The organism is Streptomyces sp. NK08204, assembly GCF_020400585.1.
Taxonomy (GTDB): Bacteria; Actinomycetota; Actinomycetes; order Streptomycetales; family Streptomycetaceae; genus Streptomyces.
The window spans coordinates 137,968-161,619 of sequence record NZ_JAINVF010000011.1 but is presented as its reverse complement, the minus strand read 5'-3'; the positions used below and the strand labels follow the sequence as shown (position 1 = coordinate 161,619).

Annotated in this window: 16 protein-coding genes; 8 read left to right on the top strand and 8 right to left on the bottom strand. The window is 68.7% G+C overall.

The features are described from left to right. The first annotated feature begins 28 nt into the window (after nt 1-28). Nucleotides 29-253, top strand: a complete 225-nt coding sequence (locus tag K7G59_RS19160; protein WP_225835823.1) for a hypothetical protein — start codon at nt 29-31, stop codon at nt 251-253. A 236-nt stretch (nt 254-489) separates the two neighbouring features. Here the strand turns inward: K7G59_RS19160 and K7G59_RS19155 are convergent, their stop codons facing one another. Next, entirely contained in the window at nt 490-1,257 is a 768-nt protein-coding gene (locus K7G59_RS19155; protein WP_225835822.1) for a transposase, read from the bottom strand. Nucleotides 1,258-1,561: 304 nt separating this feature from the next. Here K7G59_RS19155 and K7G59_RS35360 point away from each other — a divergent pair, with 304 nt between their 5' ends. Then, complete coding sequence (locus K7G59_RS35360; RefSeq protein ID WP_225835942.1) at nt 1,562-2,071, top strand: endonuclease domain-containing protein; 510 nt, start codon at nt 1,562-1,564, stop codon at nt 2,069-2,071. 764 nt (nt 2,072-2,835) lie between these two features. On the opposite strand, the gene K7G59_RS19145 is transcribed toward K7G59_RS35360, so the two are convergent. From K7G59_RS19145 to K7G59_RS19130, 4 genes are all read right to left on the bottom strand, one after another. Next, complete coding sequence (locus tag K7G59_RS19145; RefSeq protein ID WP_225835821.1) at nt 2,836-5,076, bottom strand: hypothetical protein; 2,241 nt, start codon at nt 5,074-5,076, stop codon at nt 2,836-2,838. A 13-nt stretch (nt 5,077-5,089) separates the two neighbouring features. Next, nucleotides 5,090-5,329: a hypothetical protein gene (locus K7G59_RS19140; RefSeq protein ID WP_225835820.1), complete on the bottom strand. Its 240-nt coding sequence runs from the start codon at nt 5,327-5,329 to the stop codon at nt 5,090-5,092. A 757-nt stretch (nt 5,330-6,086) separates the two neighbouring features. Beyond that, nucleotides 6,087-9,464 carry a type ISP restriction/modification enzyme gene (locus K7G59_RS19135; RefSeq protein ID WP_225835818.1) on the bottom strand — a complete coding sequence of 1,126 codons (3,378 nt, stop codon included), beginning with the start codon at nt 9,462-9,464 and terminating at the stop codon, nt 6,087-6,089. A gap of 462 nt (nt 9,465-9,926) precedes the next feature. Continuing rightward, complete coding sequence (locus tag K7G59_RS19130) at nt 9,927-11,009, bottom strand: hypothetical protein (protein ID WP_225835816.1); 1,083 nt, start codon at nt 11,007-11,009, stop codon at nt 9,927-9,929. 749 nt (nt 11,010-11,758) lie between these two features. On the opposite strand from K7G59_RS19130, the gene K7G59_RS19125 reads away from it, so the two are divergent. The 5 genes from K7G59_RS19125 to K7G59_RS19105 are packed head-to-tail and all read left to right on the top strand — an operon-like array spanning nt 11,759 to nt 16,043. After that, the gene (locus K7G59_RS19125; RefSeq protein ID WP_308295058.1) at nt 11,759-12,793 is read left to right on the top strand and encodes an IS110 family transposase; all 1,035 of its coding nucleotides are present in this window, start codon (nt 11,759-11,761) and stop codon (nt 12,791-12,793) included. A 32-nt stretch (nt 12,794-12,825) separates the two neighbouring features. Further along, nucleotides 12,826-14,097: an alpha/beta fold hydrolase gene (locus K7G59_RS19120; RefSeq protein WP_225835812.1), complete on the top strand. Its 1,272-nt coding sequence runs from the start codon at nt 12,826-12,828 to the stop codon at nt 14,095-14,097. 55 nt (nt 14,098-14,152) lie between these two features. After that, entirely contained in the window at nt 14,153-14,788 is a 636-nt protein-coding gene (locus K7G59_RS19115; protein ID WP_225835810.1) for an MBL fold metallo-hydrolase, read from the top strand. A 40-nt stretch (nt 14,789-14,828) separates the two neighbouring features. Further along, nucleotides 14,829-15,608, top strand: a complete 780-nt coding sequence (locus K7G59_RS19110) for an exodeoxyribonuclease III (RefSeq protein ID WP_225835808.1) — start codon at nt 14,829-14,831, stop codon at nt 15,606-15,608. Nucleotides 15,609-15,623: 15 nt separating this feature from the next. After that, nucleotides 15,624-16,043 (top strand): DUF6278 family protein, encoded by a 420-nt coding sequence (locus K7G59_RS19105; protein ID WP_225835806.1) that lies wholly within the window; start codon nt 15,624-15,626, stop codon nt 16,041-16,043. Between the two features lie 203 nt (nt 16,044-16,246). Here the strand turns inward: K7G59_RS19105 and K7G59_RS19100 are convergent, their stop codons facing one another. Next, a complete protein-coding gene (locus tag K7G59_RS19100; protein ID WP_225835804.1) occupies nt 16,247-17,815 on the bottom strand; it encodes an alpha/beta fold hydrolase in 1,569 nt (522 codons plus the stop codon). A gap of 98 nt (nt 17,816-17,913) precedes the next feature. After that, nucleotides 17,914-18,657 (bottom strand): hypothetical protein, encoded by a 744-nt coding sequence (locus tag K7G59_RS19095; RefSeq protein ID WP_225835798.1) that lies wholly within the window; start codon nt 18,655-18,657, stop codon nt 17,914-17,916. A 119-nt stretch (nt 18,658-18,776) separates the two neighbouring features. Here K7G59_RS19095 and ggt point away from each other — a divergent pair, with 119 nt between their 5' ends. Beyond that, nucleotides 18,777-20,576, top strand: coding sequence for a gamma-glutamyltransferase (gene ggt, locus K7G59_RS19090; protein ID WP_225835796.1), 1,800 nt, complete (start codon nt 18,777-18,779; stop codon nt 20,574-20,576). Between the two features lie 332 nt (nt 20,577-20,908). Here ggt and K7G59_RS19085 read toward each other — a convergent pair whose 3' ends face one another. Beyond that, nucleotides 20,909-23,488 (bottom strand): ATP-dependent Clp protease ATP-binding subunit, encoded by a 2,580-nt coding sequence (locus K7G59_RS19085; RefSeq protein ID WP_225835794.1) that lies wholly within the window; start codon nt 23,486-23,488, stop codon nt 20,909-20,911. Between the last annotated feature and the right edge of the window lie 164 nt (nt 23,489-23,652).

Here is a 23,652-nt window from a genome sequence, read left to right as displayed (position 1 = left end):
TGGGAAAACGAGGAGACCGCTTCGCCCGGTGGGCGATATTTCCCGGCACTGTCGCGGCGACCGGCAAGCGAACGCGGCCCTGCACCGGATGGTGCAGACCCGCCTGCGCGTCGATCCGCGCACCCAGGAGTACTACGAACGCCGCAGCAAGGAGGGCAAAACCCGGCGCGAGATTGTCCGAAGTGTCAAGCGTTACGCGGCCCGGAAGGTCTTCCACCTGGTCAGACCCGTGCAGCCGCAACCCCCGCCATAGGGGCAGTCGTGAGACGTGAGAGGGTCTGGGGCGTGAGTGATAGGGGTGTGCGAGCGGAGTGCGACGAGAAGCCCCGCGGGTGCGGCCTGGCGGGGCTTCCGAACAGGAGGGTTACAACGCCGGTGCGGGCGGCTTTGCACTCGGTTGTCCTCTTGGGAGCCACCCGAAGCAAGGACACAGCGACGGCACGCGTTATACGGCCGATGCGCAACACGCGCCCCAGGGACTTGGTGCGATCAACCAAGACACGTCCGTTTGCTGTCGCAAAGTCTAGCGTCTCCTGATGTGGCTCCCGAGGCCAGCCTGGAGTCGTCCTGCACAGGCTGGCCCTCACTGCGGCAGGCCCAAGGGGAGCAGCGGGCGGCTCGCCAGCCGGGGTTGTGGACGCTCACCACGCTGTCCAGGGCCTTGACCAGGGCCTGGTGCTCGGCGGTCAGCTCCTTGACCCGTCGGGCAAGGCTTTTCAGCGCGGTGAGGACAGCGGTGTGGACCGCGCCACCGGCCGGCCGCAGCCGGGCCAGGGCGTCGGTGCGGTCCGTTCCTTTGAGGTGGCCGTACTTCGCCCGGTCGGTCTCGGGAGCGGTGATGAGGATGCTGCCGATCTGGTTCAAGGCGGCGGTGCGGGGCTTCACCGCGGAACGGGCGCCGTTGTGCAGGGCGCGTATGCCGGCGACGGTGTCGTCCTTGGGGGCGCTGGAGGCGCGTCCGGACAGGGCGGCGCGGGCGGCGGCGTAGGCGTCGATGGGGTCGGACTTGCCGATGCGGCGGCGTTCGGCCCGGTCGGGCCGGTTGACCTCGACGACGTGCTGCCCGTGTGACACCGCGACGCGGGTGAAGCCGGCTCCGTAGGAGGAGGTGCCTTCCACGCCGATCGCGATCACGTGGCCGTGTGCGTTCAGGAAGGCCAGGGCCGCGGCATATCCGGCCGGTGGTGGTGGTGAACTCGGCGTCCGCCAGGTGGCCGCCGTTGCCGCTGATGACCGCGACGGAGAGGGTGTCGGCATTGGAGTCGACCGCCGAACACCTCCTGGTCCGCTGTGTCCTGTGCCGCCGCCAATGTCATGCTGATGGTGCCTTCCTTGCCGGAGGTGGGCACCGGCCGGGTGGCGCAGACAGGACATTGAAGGGGCTTCTGACCAAGCTCCTATCAGGTCATGTTCCGCCCGGCCGGAGCCGTGAGAACAGATCCCGGCAGCCGGACAGACCAACGCGAAGACAGCCCAGCAGGACGTCAGTCAGTGGTTGGGCCACGACCGCCGGAACCTGAGTATCAGCATCAATGTCAGTGCTGCCCGCTATCGTCGAGGGATGGTAGGTGGCTACGGAGTTCCGCTGACACGCAACACCTTGCACGACTGCGAGGGATGCGGCGTCACCGTCAAATACTGGGGAGAAGGCCGACGCGCGGGGCATTGCCAGAGCTGTAGTCGGTTAGCCCGGCAAGGCCGCCGATACAATCTGACGGCAGGTGATCTGAGGGCCATCCTGGATCTTCAGGGCGGAGTATGCGCGTTGTGCGGGCAAGGACCCGACCGCGACGGAAGCTCCCCGCATTGGAACATCGACCACGATCACGCATGCTGTAAGCCGTCGGACGCCGCCTGGTCCATATGCGGAGCGTGCGTTCGCGGCCTGCTGTGTCGCGAGTGCAATGCCCGAGGTCTTGCCTGGTACGAATCGCTCCCCGGAGACCGTAGGGACTGGGGGCGTGCGAACGACTACCTGGCCAACCCGCCGGCGCGTCGTCTTCGCCTTGCTGGAACGTTGAAGTTCTGCTTCGGGTTCCTCGCAGATGGCGGTGCGGCTCGACACCGGTAAGCCCCCCAGCTCCAGACGGATCCCTGCCAACTCGCGCGGATGTCAGTGGCATTGGCTACTCTGTACGTGGTTGACGAGATCCTTGAAAGGCAAGGTGCATCGGTGCAGATGGCCGATCGCTATGGCGTGGCGGCAGAATCCCAATAGGGGCGTCTGGCTGGCGCTCTCCTATGGCGACGCCCGTTGGGCGGCGACGTCGTGACTCAGATCCGGCGGCGGGTTGACTCCTGCCCTGGTTCCGTGACGGCGCTCTGACGATGCTTGAGAGGGCCTTCCTTTTCTGCAACTACTTCTGTCTGCGACCACCGCGTGTACCACGCGGTCGTTGTCGCCTTGATTGCCATGATTGTTGGGCTTACCGCCGGGGTCGGCTGTGCCGTTCTGGGGCAGCCCCCGCTTACCGCTGTTGCTTCCGGTGGGGCTGTCGTGGCATTCGTCTTCTCTGCCGGCATGACCGCAGTCGGGTACGTGAAGCGGCAGGCACAGTAGGCGACTGCGTGGAGTGGCTCCTTCAGGCCGCCATGGCAAGACCCGGTGCCAAATCGTCCGTTGCCTCAAGCGCTTCGCGGCCGTGAGATCTACCATCTGGTCGGACAGATACCAGTCGGGAGCTAGCTCATAGGGCTGTGACATGCGAAGACCCCCGTTGGCTTGCTCCGGCGGGGGTCCTGCGCAGACGCCGCCAGCAGGAAGCGCGGCTCTGGTCCGCGGCCAGCTGGCAGGCGATGGGCATCCAGTGCGTCGGCCCTGTCGGAAGAACTGCGTCAGACGGGTTCCGTCATCTCCTCCATGAGTTCCGGCAGTCTGCGCAGCTTGGATAGCGTCTGGTTCAGGAGGCGCACAGCCCTATCGGCTTGCTGCCGGCCGATGGGCTGGGTGACAGACGCCGCCCGGCTCTGATCCGCGAGGTGGCCGAGAAGTTCGCCGATTTCGGCGGAGGCCGCGTGCAGGCCACGGATCCGTTCTTCGACACGGGTCACTAGAGTCTCAAGGTTGAGGGATTCCTCGGGGGAGGGTGCGGAGCTATCAGCTCCGTCGGTTTCATCGGTAGCGGGCGCTTCGGACTGGGCTGAGACTGCAGGGGCTGGCTGCGGCGCGGGTTGTACAGGGGCTGATGTCACGGGTGAGGACGTTGGTGTCATGAGCGAGAGCCCGGGCAGTTCAGGCGAAGAGAGGGGGCCGGGCACCGTCACCGTCGTGATCAATGGCGGTGCAGAATTTGCGGTCTTGCGGGGCCGGGTACCGGTGTTCTTGGGGAATTCGCTGTCGAACCAGAGCGGTGTCATCTCCCGCCCCACCATCTCCTTGCCGGAGCTGCTGACGCGCCAGGGAGGCCGGTCTCCGTCGTCCATGGCTGCGGCCAGCGACTTCAGTACGCCGACTGCCATCATCCGGCTCTTCTCATACCTCAGGGCCTGCAGGCAGTTCATGACGGTCCTGCGAGATCGGCGAATCCGTTCCCCTGCGTCGCCGATCGCCTCCTGGCCATCGAGTGAACCTCGGTCGGCCTCGATGATGCCGAAGAAGGCCAGCCAGTGCGCCGCCCGATAGGACACCAGTTCATCGAAGGCGTCGTCATCGGTGTCCGCGGTGGCGAGCAGATCAGGCAGCCTGCGCCCAGAGAGGACGATTCCCTCCCGGGCCCGGGTTGAGAAGACCTCGCCCACGCGTGGGTTCCATGGTGCCGGGTAGCTTTCGGAGGTAAGCGCGGACCATGTGCGCGCCCGTTGGTTGATTTCCCCGGACTTGAGCTGGGATGGTGGGTTCTCGCTGAGCACGCGCCGCAGTAGATGACGCTTGCGCGGATCCACCGGAAACAGTTCCTGCAGCAACCTCATGGAGCGCAGGTCTCGCAACTCGGAGACCGTCATGTCCGCCGACGCGCCCGGGAGTTCACGGATCGGTGCCAGCCCGGAAAGGACCTCTGCCGTTTTCTCATCCATAACCTGTTGCGCTACATACATCCCGAGAACGCTCCGCCCTAGCGCGCGCGAGCGGTCGAGGGCGTCGAACTCCAGCGGCGGGTGTACGTGATCGCGCCGGTTGTTCATCTGCACGATGCGGTAGAGCCGCTGCGGAGTGGGGGTGCCGATCACCAGATGCGAGTCCACTACGGCGACGGCTGCGGCGCGTTGCGCCCGTGAACCGCTTGTCGGATCCAGTTCGCCGTCGCCCGTCTCCGCGAACTCCCTGTTGAGCATGGCGGAGAATTCAGGGAGCCAGTCACGGGGGTCGCAGATGACCTCGTCCCCCTCCCGCTGCAGTTTCTTTACTGGGACGCCGGCTAGCACTTCGCTGGATGTCAAACGAAAAATCGATTGTCGCTTCTGTGTACGATTATTGCCTCGGACTGCCATCCATCCCCAATAGGCGGACGGATAAAGAGGGCTGCCGTCAGATCCCCTCTCCGGGTTCTCCTCGATCCTCACCTGCTGAGGAACGTACATCCCAGGTTCCTGTTGCCCGTTGAGGACGAGGTCCTCCTCAAGGTCATAAGGGCGGACCCGGTCTCGCTTCTTCAATTCGTCCGCCGCGTCCTCAATGTTCGTGATCAACGTGCGCCGGTTGGCCACGACGCTTTCCAGTGCGGCGAAACACTTGGTGCGTCCATCGTCGTCGACGCCCATCCAAGGCCGGACCGAGGCCAAGGTCCTTTCGGTTTCCCGGCCGACCGTCGGATCCGCGACGGAGCGCCAGATCGAGCTGATCCGTTCGTTGTGTCCCCACTGCACACCGCCGACGCCGTGCATCCGGGCGACGGCGATGACGAGGTCACCGGCGTCTGTGTGGATGCGCCGGACCGCGCTCGCCCTGAGCGTGCGCACACCATGGGCGTCGGGCTCACTCAGCATGTCTTTGGGATCAACGATGAAGGGGGCGATGTTCTCCAGTGCGCCACGGGGCAGATTCACTCCCTCGGTCGCTAGCACGGCGTTGATCCATGCTTCTTGATCCTCCCGGGAAACCGGCATCGGAAATGGGCCGTCGACATTGCCTTCGCTCATGCTCTACCTCACATCACTCGGAGTCCCGGAAACGTTCCATGGCCCACTGGGCGCATCTGGCCGCCCACCGGTAAGCCGGGTTGCCTGTCGCGAGTTCGACCAGCGAGAAGATCATTTGCAGGATCCGCAGCCGGTTCACAATCCGCTGTCGGCGCGCCAACTTGACCTCAGCTTCGGCCAGCTCCCGCTCCTTGCGTCGAGTCTCCTCGGCGGATTCGTCGAAAGGACGGTCGGATTCCGGGGATGAAGGCATGGCTGAGGCCCTTCGGGAGTCGCGGCCGTACGTCGACCCATCGGCCAACAGACGTCCCGCATCGGCACGTTAGGAACAGGAAGCATGCTGGCATCAGGAAGCTGAGGAGCGGCATGCTTATCCGGTAGATACCCGCTTCGAGTGAAGAGGCGTACTTTTGTTCCCATTGAGAGGCGGCGAGCTCACGCTCTAATGGGGTGGTTAGCAAAAACAAGTTACCGGTCGGCGTCCCCGTGCGGAGGTGTCGAACTCGCGCATGATGGGTTTCGAACTAATTATCTGGATTGACTAATTGGCGAGCCTGCGCTAAGGATCCCCGTGCGCCAATTGAGTCGCCTATTGCAACTGCATCTGATGGCGACGAGCATGACCGGTACGTCCCCTGCCCCGCGTGCTCGTCGGCGCCGGCCGACGGGGGAGGTGGTCCTTGGAGTGGACACGCATCGGGACGCTCATGTGGCTGCTGTGCTCTCTCTGGTGGGGGCGGTGATCGGCACTGAGGTGTTCCCGGCTACTGCGGCCGGTTGCCGTGACCTGCTGCCCGCGAGGTCTTCCACCTGAGCAGGCCCACACAGCCGTAACCCCCGTCATAGGGGCAGTCGTGACAGGTGAGGATTCCCGTCGGATCGCTCTGGCGGGGGTCCTGCGTAGACGGGGACCTGATACAATGACGCCCCGCTGGCTTGCTGCGGCGGGGCGTCGTCGTGCAGATATTCCGTTGATGTTGCGGGCGTCAGGCACTCAGGCCGGACGGGTGTCAGTCCGAGAAGTCGAGGCTCTCCTGACCGGGGCCGGGGGCGCGTCGAGACTTGCGCGGCGGTTTCGGTTCTTTGGTTGCGTAGGCAGGTACGGGCAGGATGCCCTCGCCCCGTAGGTCGTCGGTGCTGATGAGCGGGCCGCCGGTCACTGCGTCCAGCAGCCGGGCCTGTTGGGGTTCGAGGGCTACGAGGAGCCCGAGCGCGTTGATGAGGTCAAGCAGGTCAACGGTCCACCGGGCAGGCCAGGTCGGGGGCAGGATGTCGTTCAACGGGGTCTGTCGTTCCACGTCTGGCTTGCGCTTGCGGAAGCTGAACCACTTGCGGATCACCTGCACCCCGCCGATCCGATAGTCCCAGACTTCCGGCGCCACCGGACGTATGCAGCCCGTGCCCACCGTGAGGGTTCGCGTGGACGCGTCGTAAGAGATGTCCGCAGGTAACCCGTCGTCCTCTCCGATCACGACGACGCATTCCGGTTGTTCCTCCGGGGGAAGCCTCGGGGACGAGCCAGGTGAACTGTCGTGGTGGGAGGCGAAGCGCTGGCCGTACGTGTGGATCCACACCGTGCGCCTGCCCACTTCCACGAGCTCCGCCCATAAAGCCGGGTCGCGTGTTATAGGGATACGGACACCGCGCTCGGAGAGGTTCGCGGCGAAGCGGCGGGTGTAGCCGCTGTGGCCGGCTGTTCCCGCGATGTACGCGAAGAGGTCCTCGGCGGTGACCGTCACGCCGTACGTCTTGGTGAGAAGACGCAGCAGGCCAGGGGTGACGTTTGGTTCAGCCTGGTGAGGGTGGCGGTAGAGAGGGGCGACGCGGCCGCCTTCGGTGCCTTTGAAGTGGTGCATGTCGGGCAGCAGGGCAGTGAAACTCACCGCCGGCCCCGGACGGCCTGACTCCGTGTGGAGTTCGGACAGGTAGATCTGACGCTGGTCGTTGTGGGCGAACCACAAGGCCGGTCGCGGAAAGTCGATCACTCGCCTGTCCGCGATGATGTACTGCCTGTCGAAGGTCATCCGGCCGTAGGGAACAGTGACCGGCAACGTCTCCTTCTCCGCGGCAAGGCTTTCCCTTTCCTGCTGCCCGGGCAGTGGCGGTTCCGGCTTATCCGGACGGCGGTCTCTGGTGGTTTTCAGCAGTGCGGCCTTATCCTCCGCTGGGGCTTGGACGAGCCTGCGCCACCGGCTCTCCAGGACGTCCCGGCTGGGTGAGACGGGCCAGCTGCGGTTGTTCTTGTTGCCGGAGCTCGTCCAGGGCAGCAGGGCGTCCACCGGTGGCATTGCCGACCACTCGGAGTCGGACAGGACCTGAAAAGGCGCGGTCCACTGTGTGGGGCATAGTTGCCAGGAGGTCCCGTCGCGATGACCGTCGAGGCCAAGCCCTTCCAGCCAGTTGAATTTCTCCTCGCGTGTGCCCGCGGGGACGTCAAGTCGCCAGACCCGCGCCGGTGTACCCGCGTCCGGGGCGCCATGGCGGACGAAGACGGCGATGCAGATCTCCCGCTTAACATCCTGGAAGACACGGGTGCGCGTGTCGGAGTAGGCGCCCTCGGGTGAGAGACCGATGACCCAGCCCTCGTCGGCGGCCTCACGCAGGTAGTGGCGCATGCCGGCCGATCCCTCGCTGTCCAGGTACCCGGAGTTGGTGATGAGGGCGACGATCCCGCTCGGGGCCTTCGGCGCTTCCGAGGCAGTCAACTGGTCGAATACCTTCCAGGTGGACCACGCCCAGAAGTAGACGTAGAGGTTGTCGAGGGCGTATCCGACGCGTCCGTTGTCCTCTGGGTGGAAGCGGGCGAGGATCGGGCCCTGGCCGTTCGGGTTGCCCTCGGTGACCCAGCGCCCGACGCCCGACTGTCTCGCACCCCGCAGGTAGGGCGGATTGCCGATGACCACCATGACCTTCTCGTCCGCCTTGATCTTGTTCGCCATTCGGCGGTGGCGGGCGATCGCCTCGTACATGAAGCCCAGGTGGTGCTCGACGGCGGGATCGTCGAGTGTGTCGGCCACCAGAAGCCTCGGCGGGCGGCGCGTGATGTCGGCGTCGTGGGACCGGAAGGCGTGGTGCACACGGAGTTCGGCGACGGCGTACGGCCCGGTCTGTTTCTCCAGCCCGACCAGTCGGCCCGACAGCTCCCGGAGAAGCCCGGACTTGAGCGTGCTGCCGTACTTCAGTGACAGGGACTTGGCGACGTGGTCGATGATGTTGATGAGGAAGGTCCCGGTGCCCATGGCCGGATCGACGACGGTGACGTCCTCGCTTCCGTAGCCGTCCTCCTGGCCGAGCCGGTCACGCAGCACCTCGTCGGTGAAGCCGACCATGAAACGGACGACCTCGCCAGCCGTGTAGTAAGTACCCGTCCGCCGTCGCAGTTCCGGGTCGTAGGCGCCCAGAAAGCCCTCGTACAGGTGGAGGTAGGCGTCTCCGGTCTCGTCCTTGAACATCTCGGGGTCGACGGCCGATAAGACGTCGATCAGCGGGTCGATGATGCCCCGCAGATCGTCGAGGGCGTCGTCCGTCAGCACCGCCAGCGCCTTGCCCATCAAGGAATGCCGCTTGCCCAGTCGGATCGCGACCTCGGGAAGCGTGAGCCTGCCCAGATCAATGTGCTCAAGGCGAGCCAGCAGCATGGCAAACGTCAGCGTCTGACTGTATTGGTCTGCGAACTCCTCCGGGCGAGCATCGGGAAAGAGCAGGTCCTTCCAGTTGTCGGCCAGGATCGAGAACGCAGCGTCAGCCTGCCCGTGCTCCTCGCGGGTGAGACGCTCGGTGACCTCGTCACGCAGCAGGGCGCAGATTCCCGCGATACGCTTGACCAGTTCGTTGATGCTGTCGTGGACGATGGGCGCTGGCAGGAAGAAGTGCGTGAGGGCACGCTCGAACCCGGTGTCCGCGACGACGAGTTGCCGACTACCGGAATCAAGGTCTCCGACCAGGATCCCGGTCGGGCCGACCTGTACGCCGAAACGGTAGACCGCCCACTGGTATCCGTCGGTGTACAGCACATTGTGGAGTGCCTTGATCTTCTCCCACTGCTTGCGGTCGTGGCTCTTCACCGACCACTTCTCCGGATCGGCCCCCGAGCCCGGCTGCTTCAGCTCGACGTGCCCTATGGTCCTCCCGCCGCAGGCGATGGCGAAGTCGGGCCGGATCCCGAGTTCCTTGATGCGACTCTGACCGTGGACGATGAGCTTGAGGCGTTGCCGCGAGGCCATGCCGCGCAGCAGATGCTCCACCGGCGCGGTCAGGCTGTCCTCCTTACTGCTGACCGCCCCTGCGGGACCTTGCAGCTTGGCCCTGACCTCCTCGCCGAACTGGGCAACGAGGTCCGCTACCGATCCGGTCGTGCCCTTTCCTGCCCAGACGTCCCCTCTTGCCATCGGCCCCCCAAGGTTGCACCCACGCCGACGATCAGACCCATACAGAATGCCCATGACATCTCAAGCAGCAAACACCAGTGGATGTAGGTTGATTGGTGACAAGCCGCCAAAGCCCCGCGTACGGAGGCCGGTTGGAGCGTGAGCCGGGAGTGCGTCCCGGGCGTGCCTCAACGTGCGGAGCGCAATCGGTGGACGGTACGGCGATCTTGCAGACACGCTGGGCGATCGCGGGGGCAGCGTGCGTGCGTCAAACGAAGCCATCATGGCTGCGCGGCTCCTGGTATGTCCCCGCTGCTGCTCTCGGAGATCGACCACGTCGCCACCCGCGAGCTGGGCCGTGCAGCGGCGCTCAGCGCGGTCGACGACATCCGACATTGCGTGCGACGAGGCCGTGCCGTTCTGTCTGAGATCACGGATGATCATCTGAGTGCCACCCAGTCGGTGCGCGCCCGCTCTCGCGGCTCAGGGGCCGTAGGGGTTCCAGTGCCCGAGGAAGGGCCTGAGGTCGTCGGCTCGTGGTTCGGGGATGTCGGGCAGTCGGGGCGGTGTGTGCAATGGGTCGAGGCGCTCGACGGTGGCCGCTGCCCAGCTGATCCATGCTTCGGCTTCGGTTCTGGTCTGCCCCGGTGGCATGGCCTCGACTCGCGTGCGTACCGCGCTCACGTACTCCGTAAGTCCGGTGGCGTGGCGCCATGCCGCTTCCTGCGCTTCAAAGTGTCTGAAGCGGTACGCCTCCGCGTACCGGATGCGGGCTTCTTCCATGGCGGCTTCCCAGCGGATGCGCTTCTGGCGTGCCGCTTCGGCCTCGTCCTGGCGTCTGCGTTCGGCGGCTTCGCCGCGCAGCGTGACCTCCTGTGCGATCTCGGCGAGCTGATCTTTGAGGGGGCGGCCGGGAGCGTCGGCCCATTCGCTCGCCCGGTGTGGCTGGCCGCCGCTGAGGATGATGCGGAGGCGTTCGGACGGGGTGTAGTCGAAGCGGGGGATCCTGACCCAGGAGTGCTTCTTGGCGTCGGCGAGTTCCTTCTCGGTGGCGACGTGCTCGGCCCGATCCTGTTCCTGGAGGACGAGAAACCCCACTGGCTGGCCCTGTGCGGTGATGGTGAAGTGGGGATTTGCCCTGCGGCGGCGATGCGGTGGGGGTGCGAAGCCGGTTTGCCCCGCCGAGCAGGTGTGTCCTTCGGCCTCGGCAGTGGTGATCAGTGCCTGGATGAGTCGGAGAGCGCGTCCTTGGACGGGCTTGGTCAGGCCGAGCGGCTGGCGTTCGTTCTGCATGGCCCGGATAACGGTGTGCGGCCGAGTGAGCCGCGAGGGCACGGGGACGGGGTCGAGGACGGCAAGGCGCCAGGCGGGGATGTCGACGAGCTTGATCTCGTACCCGTCGCGGCACCAGTTTCCGTACAGCTCCTTCGTCTCCGGAACCCTTCCGGACCTGCGTGCGGCGGCGACGCGGGACGGCCACTTCTCCAAGCCGGGACCGCTGCCGCTCTTGACGATCCTGCCGCCGGCCTCCGCGAGCTCCTGTAACAGCTGCTCCGTGAGCGTCACACGAGGCTGTGAGGGAGGGCTTGGCTTCCGCTCGGCGGCCGACGTTTCCTGAGTTCGGGCTGACTGGGGCCGTGGAGCGGCGGCCTGGGGCTTCCGCGGGCGTGATCCGCGGGGAGGGTACGTGCCGTGCGCCAGGTAGTGCTGGCCGGCGCTCGTCAGGGCGACGCTCCACTGCCCGGCGTTCCGGGAGACCGTCACCAGGCCACGGTTGTGGAGTGCCTGGCAGGTGGTCTTGTAGGAGCTTGTGTTCCATACGCCTGCAGGGCACCCGGCTCCCACCCACTGCAACACCGACAGCTGCCGCTCATTGACCCGCCGTTCCAATGGTCCGCCTTCGACTCGAAGTGACGCACGACGGCGGCATGGTGCCAGTTCCGGTGGTAGGCGACCGGTGCTTCGAGTCAATTCGCTCGAACGAGCGGGCTGACGTGGCTGGAGGCCGGTTGGGCCGAGAGCCGTAGGTGGGTGCCTGTCCTACGGCGGAGTCTGACTCCTGAGATCTCTGACCGAGGTGTCCTGATCACACTGTGTCGACCGCCGGCCATGGGACTGCGCACTGTTGGTCTCGGGCTGATGGACGTGTCTCGATAGGGGCTTGCCGGAAAGGCGTCATCACGATTCTGACCGTCCGCACGGCCCGCTACCGGCCACGCGATAAACCGTCGGCCTGAAAGGAAACGAGCATGACCGGCACGTCCACCGCTTCGCGTCCTCGTTGGCGTCGGCCGGCGAGGGAGGTGGTCCTGGGAGTGGACACGCACCGGGATGCCCATGTGGCCGCCGTGCTCTCCCTGGTGGGGGAAGTGATCGGCACCCAGGAGTTCCCGGCCAGCGCGGCCGGCTACCGCAACCTGCTGGGGTGGGCCAGGGCGTCGGGTACGGTGCGGCGGGCCGGAGTGGAAGGGACCGGTTCCTTCGGGGCGGCCCTGTCCCGCTACCTGCTGGCCCAGGGCGTGGACGTTTTCGATGTCAATCGGTTCGACCGGGCCGACCGCCGTCGGCGCGGCAAGTCCGACCCGCTCGATGCCGAGAACGCGGCCCGGGCGGTGCTGAGCGGGCGGGCGCGTGCCCAGGCCAAGGCGGGGGACGGGCCGGTGGAGATCGCCCGGATGTACAAGCTGGCTAAGGACTCGGCGGTCAAGGCCCGCACCCAGGCGATCAGCCAGCTCAAGGCCGTCCTTATCCGTGCCGATCCGCCACTGAGGGAGGAACTGGCCGGGCTGGGCAACGCAGAGCTCTTCCGCACCTGCGCAGGGCTCGTCGACGACAGCCTGAACCACGAGGCCGGCGAGGGATCGGTGCTCCACGCCACCCACGTGACCCTGGGCCTCCTGGCCCGGCGCATCAGGCAGCTCAGCGAAGAGGTCCAGGACCTGGAAGGCCGCCTGACCCGGCTGGTGGAACGCCACGCTCCGCAGTTGCTCGCGGTGGTGGGCATCGGTCCGGACACGGCCGTCACTTTGCTGATCACGATCGGAGACAACCCGGAACGCCTGGGCAGTGAAGCGTCGTTTGCAGCGCTGTGCGGGGTCAGCCCGGTCGAGCGTTCCTCGGGCAGTCGGCAGTACCGTCGCCTCAACCGCGGCGGCGACCGGCAAGCGAACGCGGCCCTGCACCGGATCGTGCAGACCCGCCTGCGCGTCGATCCGCGCACCCAGGAGTACTACGAACGCCGCAGCAAGGAGGGCAAAACCCGGCGCGAGATTGTCCGAAGTGTCAAGCGTTACGCGGCCCGGAAGGTCTTCCACCTGGTCAGACCTGTGCAGCCGCAACCCCCGCCATAGGGGCACTCGTGAGACGTGAGAGGGTCTGGGGCGTGAGTGAGACACCACCGAACACCCTGCAATACCGCTTTGACGGGCCAGAAGACGCTCCGGTCCTGATCCTGGGTCCCTCACTGGGTACCACATGGCACATGTGGGACCGGCAGGTGCCGGAGCTGGCCGCACAGTGGCGGATCCTGCGTTTCGACCTGCCGGGCCACGGCGGCGCCCCCGCCCGTCCGGCCGATTCCGTCGCCGAGCTGACGTCCCGGCTGCTGGCCACGCTGGACGAGGCCGGCGTGCAGCGGTTCGGGTACGCGGGCTGCGCGCTGGGCGGTGCCATCGGCGTGGAGCTGGCCCTGCGCCACCCCGAGCGGCTCGCCTCGCTCGCGCTGGTCGCCGCCTCGCCCCGGTTCGGCACCCCCGACGAGTTCCGTCAGCGCGGGGTGGTCGTGCGCACCAACGGGCTGGACCCGATCGCCCGGACCTCACCCGACCGCTGGTTCACCGGCGGGTTCGCCGCCGCCCAGCCCGCGATCACCGACTGGGCCGTGCAGATGGTGCGCACCACCGACCCGGGCTGCTACATCGCCGCCTGCGAGGCCCTCGCCGGCTTCGACGCCCGCACCGAGCTGGGCCGGGTCGGCGTGCCGACGCTCGTGCTGGTCGGCTCCGAGGACCAGGTCGCGGGCCCGGCCGAGGCCCGCACCCTGGTCGCGGGCATCCCGGACGCGCGGCTCGCCGTGGTCCCCGGCGCCTCCCACCTGGTGCCGGTCGAGCAGCCCGCCGCGGTCACCGATCTGCTCGTCCATCACTTCACCACCGCCTGGCAGCAGCCCTACGACACCGGCCAGACCGCCCTTCCGGCGATGCCGGTGCCGGCACAGGTCGTGCCCGTCGCCGAGATCGCCCCGGCCGCCGTACCGGAGCAGCCCGCGACGACGTGGGACCGCTACGAGACCGGACTCAAGATCCGCCGCGAAGTGCTGGGCGACGCCCACGTGGACGGGGTGCTGGCGCAGACCGACGACTTCTCCGAAGACTTCCAGCAGTTCCTCACCCGGTACACCTGGGGCGAGATCTGGGACCGGCCCGGCCTCGACCGGCGTACCCGCAGCTGCGTCGCCCTCACCGCGCTGATCGCCGGCGGTCACCTGGAGGAGCTGGGCTTCCACGTCCGGGCGGCCTTGCGCAACGGTCTGACCCCGGTCGAGATCAAGGAAGTGCTGATCCAGACGGCCGTCTACTGCGGCATGCCGGCGGCCAACAGCGCGTTCAAGGTGGCCCAGCAGGTCATCCGAGAGGAGACCACCCCCGCGGAGTGAGCCCCGCACGGCACCTGCCGCGTGAGGCGCACGCGGCAGGGCAGGATGGGGAGCCATGAAGCTCACCAAGAAGTCCCACGCCTGCGTCCGCCTCGAGAAGGACGGGCGGACGCTCGTCATCGACCCCGGCGCGTTCAGCGAGCAGGACGCCGCGGTCGGCGCGGACGCCATCCTGGTCACGCACGAGCACCCGGACCACTTCGACGAGAGCCGGCTGCGGGCCGCCCTGGAGGCCGGCCCCGCCGCCGAGATCTGGACACTGCGCTCGGTCGCCGAGCAGATCTCGGCGGCCTTCCCGGGCCGGGTGCACACCGTCGGCCATGGCGACACCTTCACCGCCGCGGGCTTCGACGTGCAGGTCCACGGCGAGCTGCACGCGGTCATCCACCCGGACATCCCGCGCGTCACCAACGTCGGCTACCTGATCGACGGCGGCAAGGTCTTCCACCCCGGCGACGCCCTCACGGTCCCCGACCAGCCGGTGGAGACCCTGATGCTCCCCGTGATGGCCCCCTGGAGCAAGATCGCGGAGGTCATCGACTACGTCCGCGAGCTGAGGCCGGTCCGCGCCTACGACGTGCACGACGCCCTTCTCACCGACCTCGCCCGGCCGATCTACGACCGCCAGATCGGCGCCCTGGCCGGCGCGGAGCACCTGCGGCTGGCCCCCGGAGCCTCCGCGGAGCTGTGAGCCGGGCCGGTTGTCACACCGTCCGGGTAGGTTGTGAGGCATGCGCATCGCTACCTGGAACGTGAACTCGATCACTGCCCGCCTCCCGAGGCTGCTGGCCTGGCTGGAGAGCAGCGGCACCGACGTGCTCTGCCTCCAGGAGGCGAAGATCGCCGAGGAGCAGTTCCCGTTCGACCAGCTGCGCGAGCTGGGCTATGAGGCGACGGTCCACGCCACCGGCCGGTGGAACGGCGTGGCGGTGCTCTCCCGGGTCGGCATCGAGGACGTGGTCAAGGGGCTGCCCGGCGACCCCGGCTACGACGGCGTGACCGAACCCCGGGCCATCTCGGCGACCTGCGGCCCGGTCCGCGTCTGGTCGGTGTACGTGCCCAACGGCCGTGAGGTGGGCCACCCTCACTACGCCTACAAGCTCCAGTGGTTCGAGGCGCTGAAGGCGGCCGTCGCCGGCGATGCGGGCGGCAGCCGCCCCTTCGCGGTGCTGGGCGACTACAACGTGGCGCCGACCGACGACGACGTCTACGACGTGACCGTCTTCGAAGGCTCCACGCACGTCACCCCCGCCGAGCGCGCCGCCCTCGCGGCCCTGCGCGAGACCGGCCTGCACGACATCGTCCCGCGCCCGCTGAAGTACGAACACCCGTTCACCTACTGGGACTACCGCCAGCTCTGCTTCCCCAAGAACCGCGGCATGCGTATCGACCTGGTGTACGGCAACGAGCCGTTCGCCAAGGCCGTCAAGGACTCCTACGTCGACCGCGAGGAGCGCAAGGGCAAGGGCGCGTCCGACCACGCGCCGGTGGTGGTCGACCTCGACGTGTGATGCCACGCTGGGTCCATGCACCTTCCGTTCCTGGGTCACCGGCACAAGAAGGACGGTGACGCGGCCCTCCCCGCCGACCCCGAGGGCGTCGCCGCGCTCCTGTCCGAATGCGAACTGCTGCGCTCCCAGGCCGACCTGGCGGGCGTCCGGCTCGACGACACCCCGCACTCCCTGACGGCGCTGGACCAACTGCTGCCGCGCTGGCGCGAAGACCCGGAGATCCTGCCCTGGCTGGGCAACGACGCCGGGCTGTACCTGGGCACCGTCGTGGTGCGCACCGTCCCCGGCGCGGCCTGGGAGATCCGCCCCGACGGCGAGCCCGTCGTACGGCTCGCCAACGGCCGCGAGGTGGAGGTCGTCGCGGCCGGACGGGAGTGGGCGGCGAACGGCGTCCCCGAGCTGTCCCAGTGGTACGCGGAGGTCTCCGAGACCTGACCTGCCCACCGGGAGATCAAGCGCGCCGAACCTCGACTACGATGAGCCGTTCGTCCACTTGGCGGCGGCGGCCTCGCCAATTCCAGGAGGGCGGGCAGCCCCGGAACGAGGGGACGCTGCCGCCGGGGGGACCACCCCCTCGGCCCCGAGACCGCGGGGGCGGCAGTACACACGGGCCATGCTCGTCCGGCGGCAGCCGGAGATCACTGCTCGCGCAGCGGGACCGACACGTACGACGGGTCGTCCGCGGGTGAGGAGAAGGTCAGCTGCGCGCCGGACGGGTTGTGCTCGATGTAGAGCGGGTCGACGGTGTCGACCACCAGCGCGAGCCGGTGTCCCGCGGGCACGTCGTAGGCGGTGGAGAACAGGTCGAGGTCCACGTCGAACGGCTCGCCCGGCGTCCGCCCGTGCCAGGTGTAGGGCGCGTTGCTGATCAGCTTGCCGAGACCGAGCGGGCCCACGTCGTACAGGTAGGCCACGAGGGTGCCGCTCTCCGCGGTCGGGGTGAGCGTCGTGTGCAACTGCGCGGTCCCGCGCACCCGCTGGGCGTCCGCATACCGCTCTGACTGCCACACGGCGGCCCAACGGCGCGGCAGCAGCGGCAGCGAGGCGACGGGCGGCAGCTGCGCCACCTGGTCCAGGACGCTGGAGAGGAACACGATCCCGCCGTCCGCGCCCGAGTCCACGTTCGCACGGATGGTCGTCGAGCCCGCCAGGGCGATCTTCCGCCGGGTGGCCGCGACCGACTTCCAGTCCGGGTAGCCCTCGTATCCGCCCCCGCTACGGGACTCGAGCCGCACGGGCTGCTCGTGGTCGACGCCGTTGTCCGCGCCCTTCAGGTAGTGGTCGAACCAGCGCTCGGTGTCGGTCCACACGTCGTTGGGCAGCCCGAACAGGCCGGTCAGTTCGGCCGTCGCATGGTCGCCGGGACGCAGCTCCAGCCGCTTGGGCACCGTCAGTTTCTGGTAGAAGTCGGCGTACTGGTTGGCCGGGAAGACGGTGTCGCCCCAGGCGTTGGCGAGCATGACCGCGGCGCCGTTGCGGTTCAGCTGGTCGACGTAGGTGACGGCCGAGCGCTTGCGCCCCCAGTCGATCATCTCCTGTTCCTTGGACAGACGGGAGGAGTACAAGTCGTCGAAGACCTGCCGGAGTTCCGGGCTCTCGCGTCCGGTGAGCGTGGCCGAGCCGTCCAGTACGGCCATCGCCTGGACGTGCTGGGTGCGGCCGGAGTAGATCGAACCGACCAGGTCCGCCCAGCCGCTGAGCGCGGCGACCGCCTTGATCCGCTGGTCGTGGGCGGCGGCGAGCAGGCTGATCCCGGCGCCGTAGGAGACGCCCGCCATGCCGACGTGCCGGGGATCGGCGGGCGTGTTGGCGAGGGCCCAGTCGATGACCTTGGAGGCGTCCGCGACGTCCGGCGGGCCGGCCACTTCTATCTCGCCGCCCGACTGCCAGAAGCCGCGCACGTTGTAGCTGAGCACCACATAGCCGGAGTCGGCGAGTTGCTGGGCCTGCGCGAGATACTCCACCTGCGGCAGGCCCCAGCTCGTGGGCAGCACGATCAGCGGGTACGTGTGCGAGCCGTCGGCGCCCGCGGGCGTGACGACGTTCGCCTTCAGCACGGTGCCGCCGTCACCGGCGATGTCGACGAAACGGACGCCCGGGGTGGTGGCCTGCGCGGCGGGCGCCAGCCCGATGACGGCACCGGCGACCAGGGCCGCCGAGACGGCTCCGGCGGCGCAGGCGCGCGGGGTGGTGCGACCGTGGCCCATGGATCACTCCTCACTCGTGTCAGTGCAAAGTGACCCGACGGTAACCGCGGGTGCTACCGCAAGTAACCCGCCAGTAAGTTACGTACCGGTAAAGGTTTTTACGACTGTGCAGGCTCGGGATGTGTCAGTGGTGTCTGTGCCGCCCGTGTCACGTCGGCGACCAGCTCGACCACATCCGGTCCGTACGCCTGCGAATTGACCACCTTCAGCAGCAGCACGAACGAGCCGCTGCCGTACTTGCGGCTCAACCGCTCGTGGTTGCGTGCGAGGTAACGCGTGGCGGCCTGATTGGTGATCGCCCGCTGGCCGCAGAAGAGGAACACCGGCCGGGCGTCGCGGGCCCCGCCCACGGTGAGCCGGGCGAGCAGCACGTACTCGCTCCGGCCGCTCTCCATGCGGTAGTCCTCGCCGCCGATACGGAACGCGCCGAGTTCTGGGCCGGATTCCGCCTCGACGTTCACGCGCACACCGGGCAGCAGAGAGGAGAGGTGAGCCGCCATCCGGCGGTTCGAGGCCGGACCGCCCAGGCAGAACTCCGTGCGCTCGCCGAAGCCCTGCTGTGCCGCGTCGTGCGCGACGACCCGGGCGTGGGCGTTGCAGTCCTTGATGAGGGCGGACAGCTCCAGCAGCGCGAACACGTCGTTTCGCATGACCGACAGCTCCGGTCCGCCCACGTTGCGGTTGACCACCAGCAGCGACTCGGAATGGTCCGGCAGCCCGAAGAAGGCCTGCTGGCGACGGAGCCGGCGCCGCCACAGGTACGTGCGGGCGATCCAGCCCAGCGCCGCGCTGATGCCGGCGGCTATCACACCCAGGACGATGTTGCGCACGTCGTCGTTCATGACCGCGCATGCTAGCGGGCCGTTCCACAAGGCCGTTCGAACGGGTATGAGCGGTGGTGACGGGGGCATGCACAGGGAACATGGCAAAGACGGGTGAATGTTCTCGACCGGAGGTGCGGATGCGTCGTCGGGCAGCACGAAGACTGGCGGTGGTCGCGGTCTCGGCCGCGGTGGTGTCGGTGGGAGCCGCGGCACCGCCCGCCGCGACCAGCGGGCAGGCCGCGAAGGTGCCGGTGGCCGTGGGCTACGGCGGGGCGGTCGCGAGCGTCGACGCGGACGCCTCCGCGGCCGGTATCGAAGTGCTCAGGAAGGGTGGCAACGCGGTCGACGCGGCGGTCGCCACGGCCGCCGCACTCGGCGTCACCGAGCCCTACTCCGCCGGCATCGGCGGAGGCGGCTACTTCGTCTACTACGACGCCAAGACCCGCGCGGTCCACACCATCGACGGGCGCGAGACGGCCCCGCTGACGGCCGACTCCCACCTGTTCCAGGAGAACGGCAAGCCGCTCGCCTTCGCCGACGCCGTCAGCAGCGGCCTGGGTGTCGGCACGCCGGGGACGCCCGCCACCTGGCAGACCGCACTGGACGAGTGGGGCAGCAGAAGCCTCTCCACGGTCCTCAGACCCGCCGAACGCATCGCCCGCGACGGTTTCAGCGTGGACGACACCTTCCGCGCGCAGACCGCGGCCAACGAGACCCGCTTCCGGTACTTCCCCGACACCGCCGAGCTGTTCCTGCCGGGCGGACAGCTCCCCGTGGTCGGCTCCACCTTCAAGAACCCCGACCTGGCCCGTACCTATGAGGAACTGGGCCGCGAGGGCACCGACGCCGTGTACGACGGCGACCTCGGCCAGGACATCGTCTCGACGGTCGAGAAGCCTCCCGTGGACCCGGACTCGGGCTGGAAGGCCCGCCCGGGCAAGCTGTCCGAGTACGACCTCGCCGCCTACCGGGCCAAGCTGCAGAACCCCACGCGGACGTCCTACCGCGGCCTGAACGTGTACTCCATCGCCCCCTCCTCCTCCGGCGGCACCACGGTCGGCGAGGCGCTCAACATCCTGGAGAACACGAACCTGTCGAAGGCGAGCGAGACACAGTACCTGCACCACTTCGTCGAGGCCAGCCGGATCGCCTTCGCCGACCGGGGGCGCTGGGTCGGTGACCCCGTCTTCGAGGACGTACCGACGAAACAGCTGCTGTCGCAGAGCTACGCCGACTCGCGCGCCTGCCTGATCAAGGACGACGCGGTCCTCACCAGCCCGCTCGCCCCGGGCGACCCGCGCCACCCGGAGGCCTGCGCCAAGGGCGGAACCGCGGCCCCGACGACCTACGAGGGCGAGAACACCACGCACCTGACCGTCGCCGACAAGTGGGGCAACGTCGTCTCCTACACGCTCACCATCGAGCAGACCGGTGGCAGCGGCATCACCGTCCCCGGCCGGGGCTTCCTGCTCAACAACGAGCTGACCGACTTCTCCTTCGCCCCGGCCAACCCCGACGTGCACGACCCGAACCTGCCCGGTCCCGGCAAGCGCCCGCGGTCGTCCATCTCGCCGACGATCGTCCTCGACCGGCACAACAGGCCGGTGGTGGCGCTCGGTTCGCCCGGCGGCGCGACCATCATCACCACCGTGCTGCAGACCCTCACCGAGTTCCTCGACCGGCACCTGCCGCTCGTCGACGCCATCGCCGCGCCGCGCGCCAGCCAGCGCAACTCGGCCCAGACCGATCTCGAACCGGCCCTCTACTACAGCGACATGAAGGACCGGCTGGCGGCCATCGGGCACAGCTTCAGGCTCAACCCCGAGATCGGTGCGGCGACCGGAGTGCAACGGCTGCCGGACGGCAGGTGGCTGGCCGCCGCCGAGAAGGTACGACGCGGCGGCGGTTCGGCGATGGTGGTGGACCCGGCACCGTAACGCCCCGGCACCGCCCGTCTGCCGGGACCCCCGGCGTTCCCGGACCGGCGCTTCGGCGTTCCCGGACCGGTGCTCCGCGCTCCGGCTCGGCGGCGGGCGGCTGCACTTCGGTGGAGCCGGCCCGGCCCGGCGGCGGGCGGCCTGCCCGTGGTGGGGCCCGGCGCCGTGACGTTCCCGACCCGCGTGGTCTCCGATCCGCACGGTCTCCGATCCGCACGGTCTCCGATCCGCACGGTCTCCGCACCCGCACGACGGACTTCCGGGCTCGCCCGGCGTTCCGGGAGGGACCGGGGAGGGGGTGTGGGTGGGGTGACCCGGGGGCGGGCGGGCGCTCACAGCTCCGGGGCAGGGGGCTGCTCCTCTGCGGCGGACGGCTCGCCGTCCTGTGCCCGGAAGTCCAGCCGCCCCTCCGCGACGTCCACCGTGACCTGGCTGCCCTCCCTGATCGTGCCGTCCAGCAGCAGCCGGGACAGCCGGTTGTCCACCTCCCGCTGGATGGTGCGACGCAGTGGGCGGGCGCCGTACTCCGGCTGGTAGCCGCGTTCGGCGATCCAGTCGACAGCTGTGTCCGTGAACCGGACGGTGACATGCTGCCCGTCCAGCAGACGGCGGGTGCGCTCCAGCAGCAGATCGGTGATCTGCCGCAGTTGCTCACCCGTCAGCTGGCGGAACACCACGATCTCGTCGATCCGGTTGAGGAACTCCGGCCGGAAGTGCTCGCGCAGCGGGCGCAGGATCTGCTCGCGCCGCGCGTCCTCGTCGGCCTCCGCGCCGCCCGGCCCGAAGCCGATCCCGGCACCGCGCCGCGTGATCACATCGGAACCGAGGTTGCTGGTCATCACGATGACCGTGTTGGTGAAGTCCACCGTGCGACCCTGTGAGTCGGTGAGGCGCCCGTCGTCCAGCACCTGGAGCAGAATGTTGAAGACGTCCGGGTGGGCCTTCTCCACCTCGTCCAGCAACAGCAGCGAGTACGGGTGCCGGCGCACCACCTCGGTGAGCTGGCCCGCCTCCTCATGGCCGACGTACCCGGGCGGGGCACCGACCAGCCGGGAGACGGTGTGCCGCTCCTGGTACTCGCTCATGTCCAGGCGGACCATGCGGTCCTCGCTGCCGAACAGCGCCTCGGCGAGCGCGCGGGCCAGCTCGGTCTTGCCGACGCCGGTCGGTCCGAGGAAGAGGAAGCTGCCGATCGGCCGGTCCGGGCTCGCCAGCCCCGCCCGGGACCTCTGCACCGCCTCGGCCACCACGGCGACGGCCTCCTCCTGACCGACCACCCGCTCGTGCAGGTGCGCCTCGAGGCCGAGCAGCCGCTCCTTCTCCTCCTGGGTGAGGCGGCTCACCGGGATGCCGGTCTGCCGGGACACCACCTCGGCGACGGCCTCCGCCGTCACCTGCAGGTCCTGGCCCTCGTCGGCCTGGTCCTCGCCGCTCTCCTCGGCGATCCGCCGCTTCAGCTCGCTGATCCGGTCACGCAACTGCAGGGCCTGTTCGTACTGCTCGTCGGAGACCGCCTGGTCCTTGTCCCGGACGAGCTGCTCGAGGTCGCGCTCCATCGCGCGCACGTCCGTGCCCTTGGTACGGGCACCGAGCCGCACCCGGGCGCCCGCCTGGTCGATCAGGTCGATCGCCTTGTCCGGCAGCCGCCGGTCGGAGAGATAACGGTCGGACAGCTCCACGGCCGCCATCAGCGCCTCATCGGTGTAGCGGACCTGATGGTGGGCCTCGTACCGGTCGCGCAGGCCGCGCAGAATCTCGATCGCGTCCTCGGGCGTCGGCTCGGGCACCAGGACCGGCTGGAACCGGCGGGCCAACGCCGCGTCCTTCTCGATCCGCCGGAACTCCTCCAGCGTGGTCGCGCCCACGATGTGCAGCTCGCCCCGGGCGAGCGCGGGCTTGAGGATGTTCCCCGCGTCCATCGTCCCGCCCTCGCCGCCGGCGCCGGCGCCGACGACGGTGTGCAGCTCGTCGATGAAGACGATCAGACTGTCGGAGTGGGCGCGGATCTCCTCCACGATGTTGTTCAGGCGCTCCTCGAAGTCGCCCCGGTAGCGGGTGCCCGCCACGACCCCGGTCAGGTCCAGCGCGACCACGCGCCGCCCAGCCAGTATGTCCGGTACGTCCCCGTCCGCGATCCGCTCCGCGAGCCCCTCCACGATGGCCGTCTTGCCGACGCCCGCGTCACCGATCAGCACCGGGTTGTTCTTCCCGCGCCGGGACAGCACCTCGATGGTCTGCTCGATCTCCGTCTCACGGCCGATCACCGGGTCGATACGGCCCTGCCGGGCCAGTTCGGTCAGGTCGCGGCCGTACTTGTCGAGGGTCGGGGTGGTGGTGGGCCGCTGCCGCTCGGGCCGCGGCTGCGTCGTCTCCGGGGCCTCGGACGGCAGTGCACCCGCCGAGAAGCGCGCCGCGCCCAGAATGTGCCCGGCGGCCGAGTCCGGGTTCGCGGCCAGCGCACTCAGCACGTGCTCCGGGCCGATGTACCCGGCACCGCTCGCCCGCGCCATGTCATGCGCGTCCAGCAGGGCCCGCTTGACGGCCGGGGTGAGGGACAGGGAGGTCGGCGGCGGCGCGGCGCCCGGAGCGTGCTGCGCCGGGCCCGCCCGCTCGTCGATCTCCGTCGCGAGCGAGTCCGGGTCCGCGCCGGCCCGGGTCAGCAGGCTCCGGGTGGGCTCGGCGGCCACGGCGGCGCGCAGCAGGTGCTGGGTGTCCAGGTCCCGGCTGCCGTGCTCCACGGCGTACAGCGCGGCCCCTCTGACCAGCTCCCGGGCAGGCTGGCTGAGCAGGCGGCCGATGTCGATGTGCCGGGGCCGGCCGGCCCCGCCGGGCGCACTGCCGGTTCCGCCGAAGAAGCGGGCGAAGAACTCTCCGAAGGGGTCGCCCTCCGGGCCGAGGTAGCCGCTGGTCATGGTTTCGCATCCTTCGCAGCAGACGACTGGCTCCGCCAGTGGCTCCGCCGGGTAACCGGTGAGAGCCCGCTCATGCCACGATGACATGAAGTGGGGGCGGGGGCATGTCCGCCCAGGGGGCTGCGGTCGGCGGGCTCTCAGGAGGTTCGACCGTGCCGCGGGAA

What these genes read in the sequence shown, in the direction of transcription:
- K7G59_RS19105 (WP_225835806.1), top strand. Translation starts at nt 15,624, where the DNA reads ATGCACCTTCCGTTCCTGGGTCACCGGCACAAGAAGGACGGTGACGCG.
- K7G59_RS19115 (WP_225835810.1), top strand. Translation starts at nt 14,153, where the DNA reads ATGAAGCTCACCAAGAAGTCCCACGCCTGCGTCCGCCTCGAGAAGGAC.
- K7G59_RS19100 (WP_225835804.1), bottom strand. Translation starts at nt 17,815, where the DNA reads ATGGGCCACGGTCGCACCACCCCGCGCGCCTGCGCCGCCGGAGCCGTC.
- K7G59_RS19085 (WP_225835794.1), bottom strand. Translation starts at nt 23,488, where the DNA reads ATGACCAGCGGCTACCTCGGCCCGGAGGGCGACCCCTTCGGAGAGTTC.
- K7G59_RS19140 (WP_225835820.1), bottom strand. Translation starts at nt 5,329, where the DNA reads ATGCCTTCATCCCCGGAATCCGACCGTCCTTTCGACGAATCCGCCGAG.
- K7G59_RS19095 (WP_225835798.1), bottom strand. Translation starts at nt 18,657, where the DNA reads ATGAACGACGACGTGCGCAACATCGTCCTGGGTGTGATAGCCGCCGGC.
- K7G59_RS35360 (WP_225835942.1), top strand. Translation starts at nt 1,562, where the DNA reads ATGGTAGGTGGCTACGGAGTTCCGCTGACACGCAACACCTTGCACGAC.
- K7G59_RS19135 (WP_225835818.1), bottom strand. Translation starts at nt 9,464, where the DNA reads ATGGCAAGAGGGGACGTCTGGGCAGGAAAGGGCACGACCGGATCGGTA.
- K7G59_RS19110 (WP_225835808.1), top strand. Translation starts at nt 14,829, where the DNA reads ATGCGCATCGCTACCTGGAACGTGAACTCGATCACTGCCCGCCTCCCG.
- K7G59_RS19145 (WP_225835821.1), bottom strand. Translation starts at nt 5,076, where the DNA reads ATGAGCGAAGGCAATGTCGACGGCCCATTTCCGATGCCGGTTTCCCGG.
- ggt (WP_225835796.1), top strand. Translation starts at nt 18,777, where the DNA reads ATGCGTCGTCGGGCAGCACGAAGACTGGCGGTGGTCGCGGTCTCGGCC.
- K7G59_RS19155 (WP_225835822.1), bottom strand. Translation starts at nt 1,257, where the DNA reads ATGCCGACACCCTCTCCGTCGCGGTCATCAGCGGCAACGGCGGCCACC.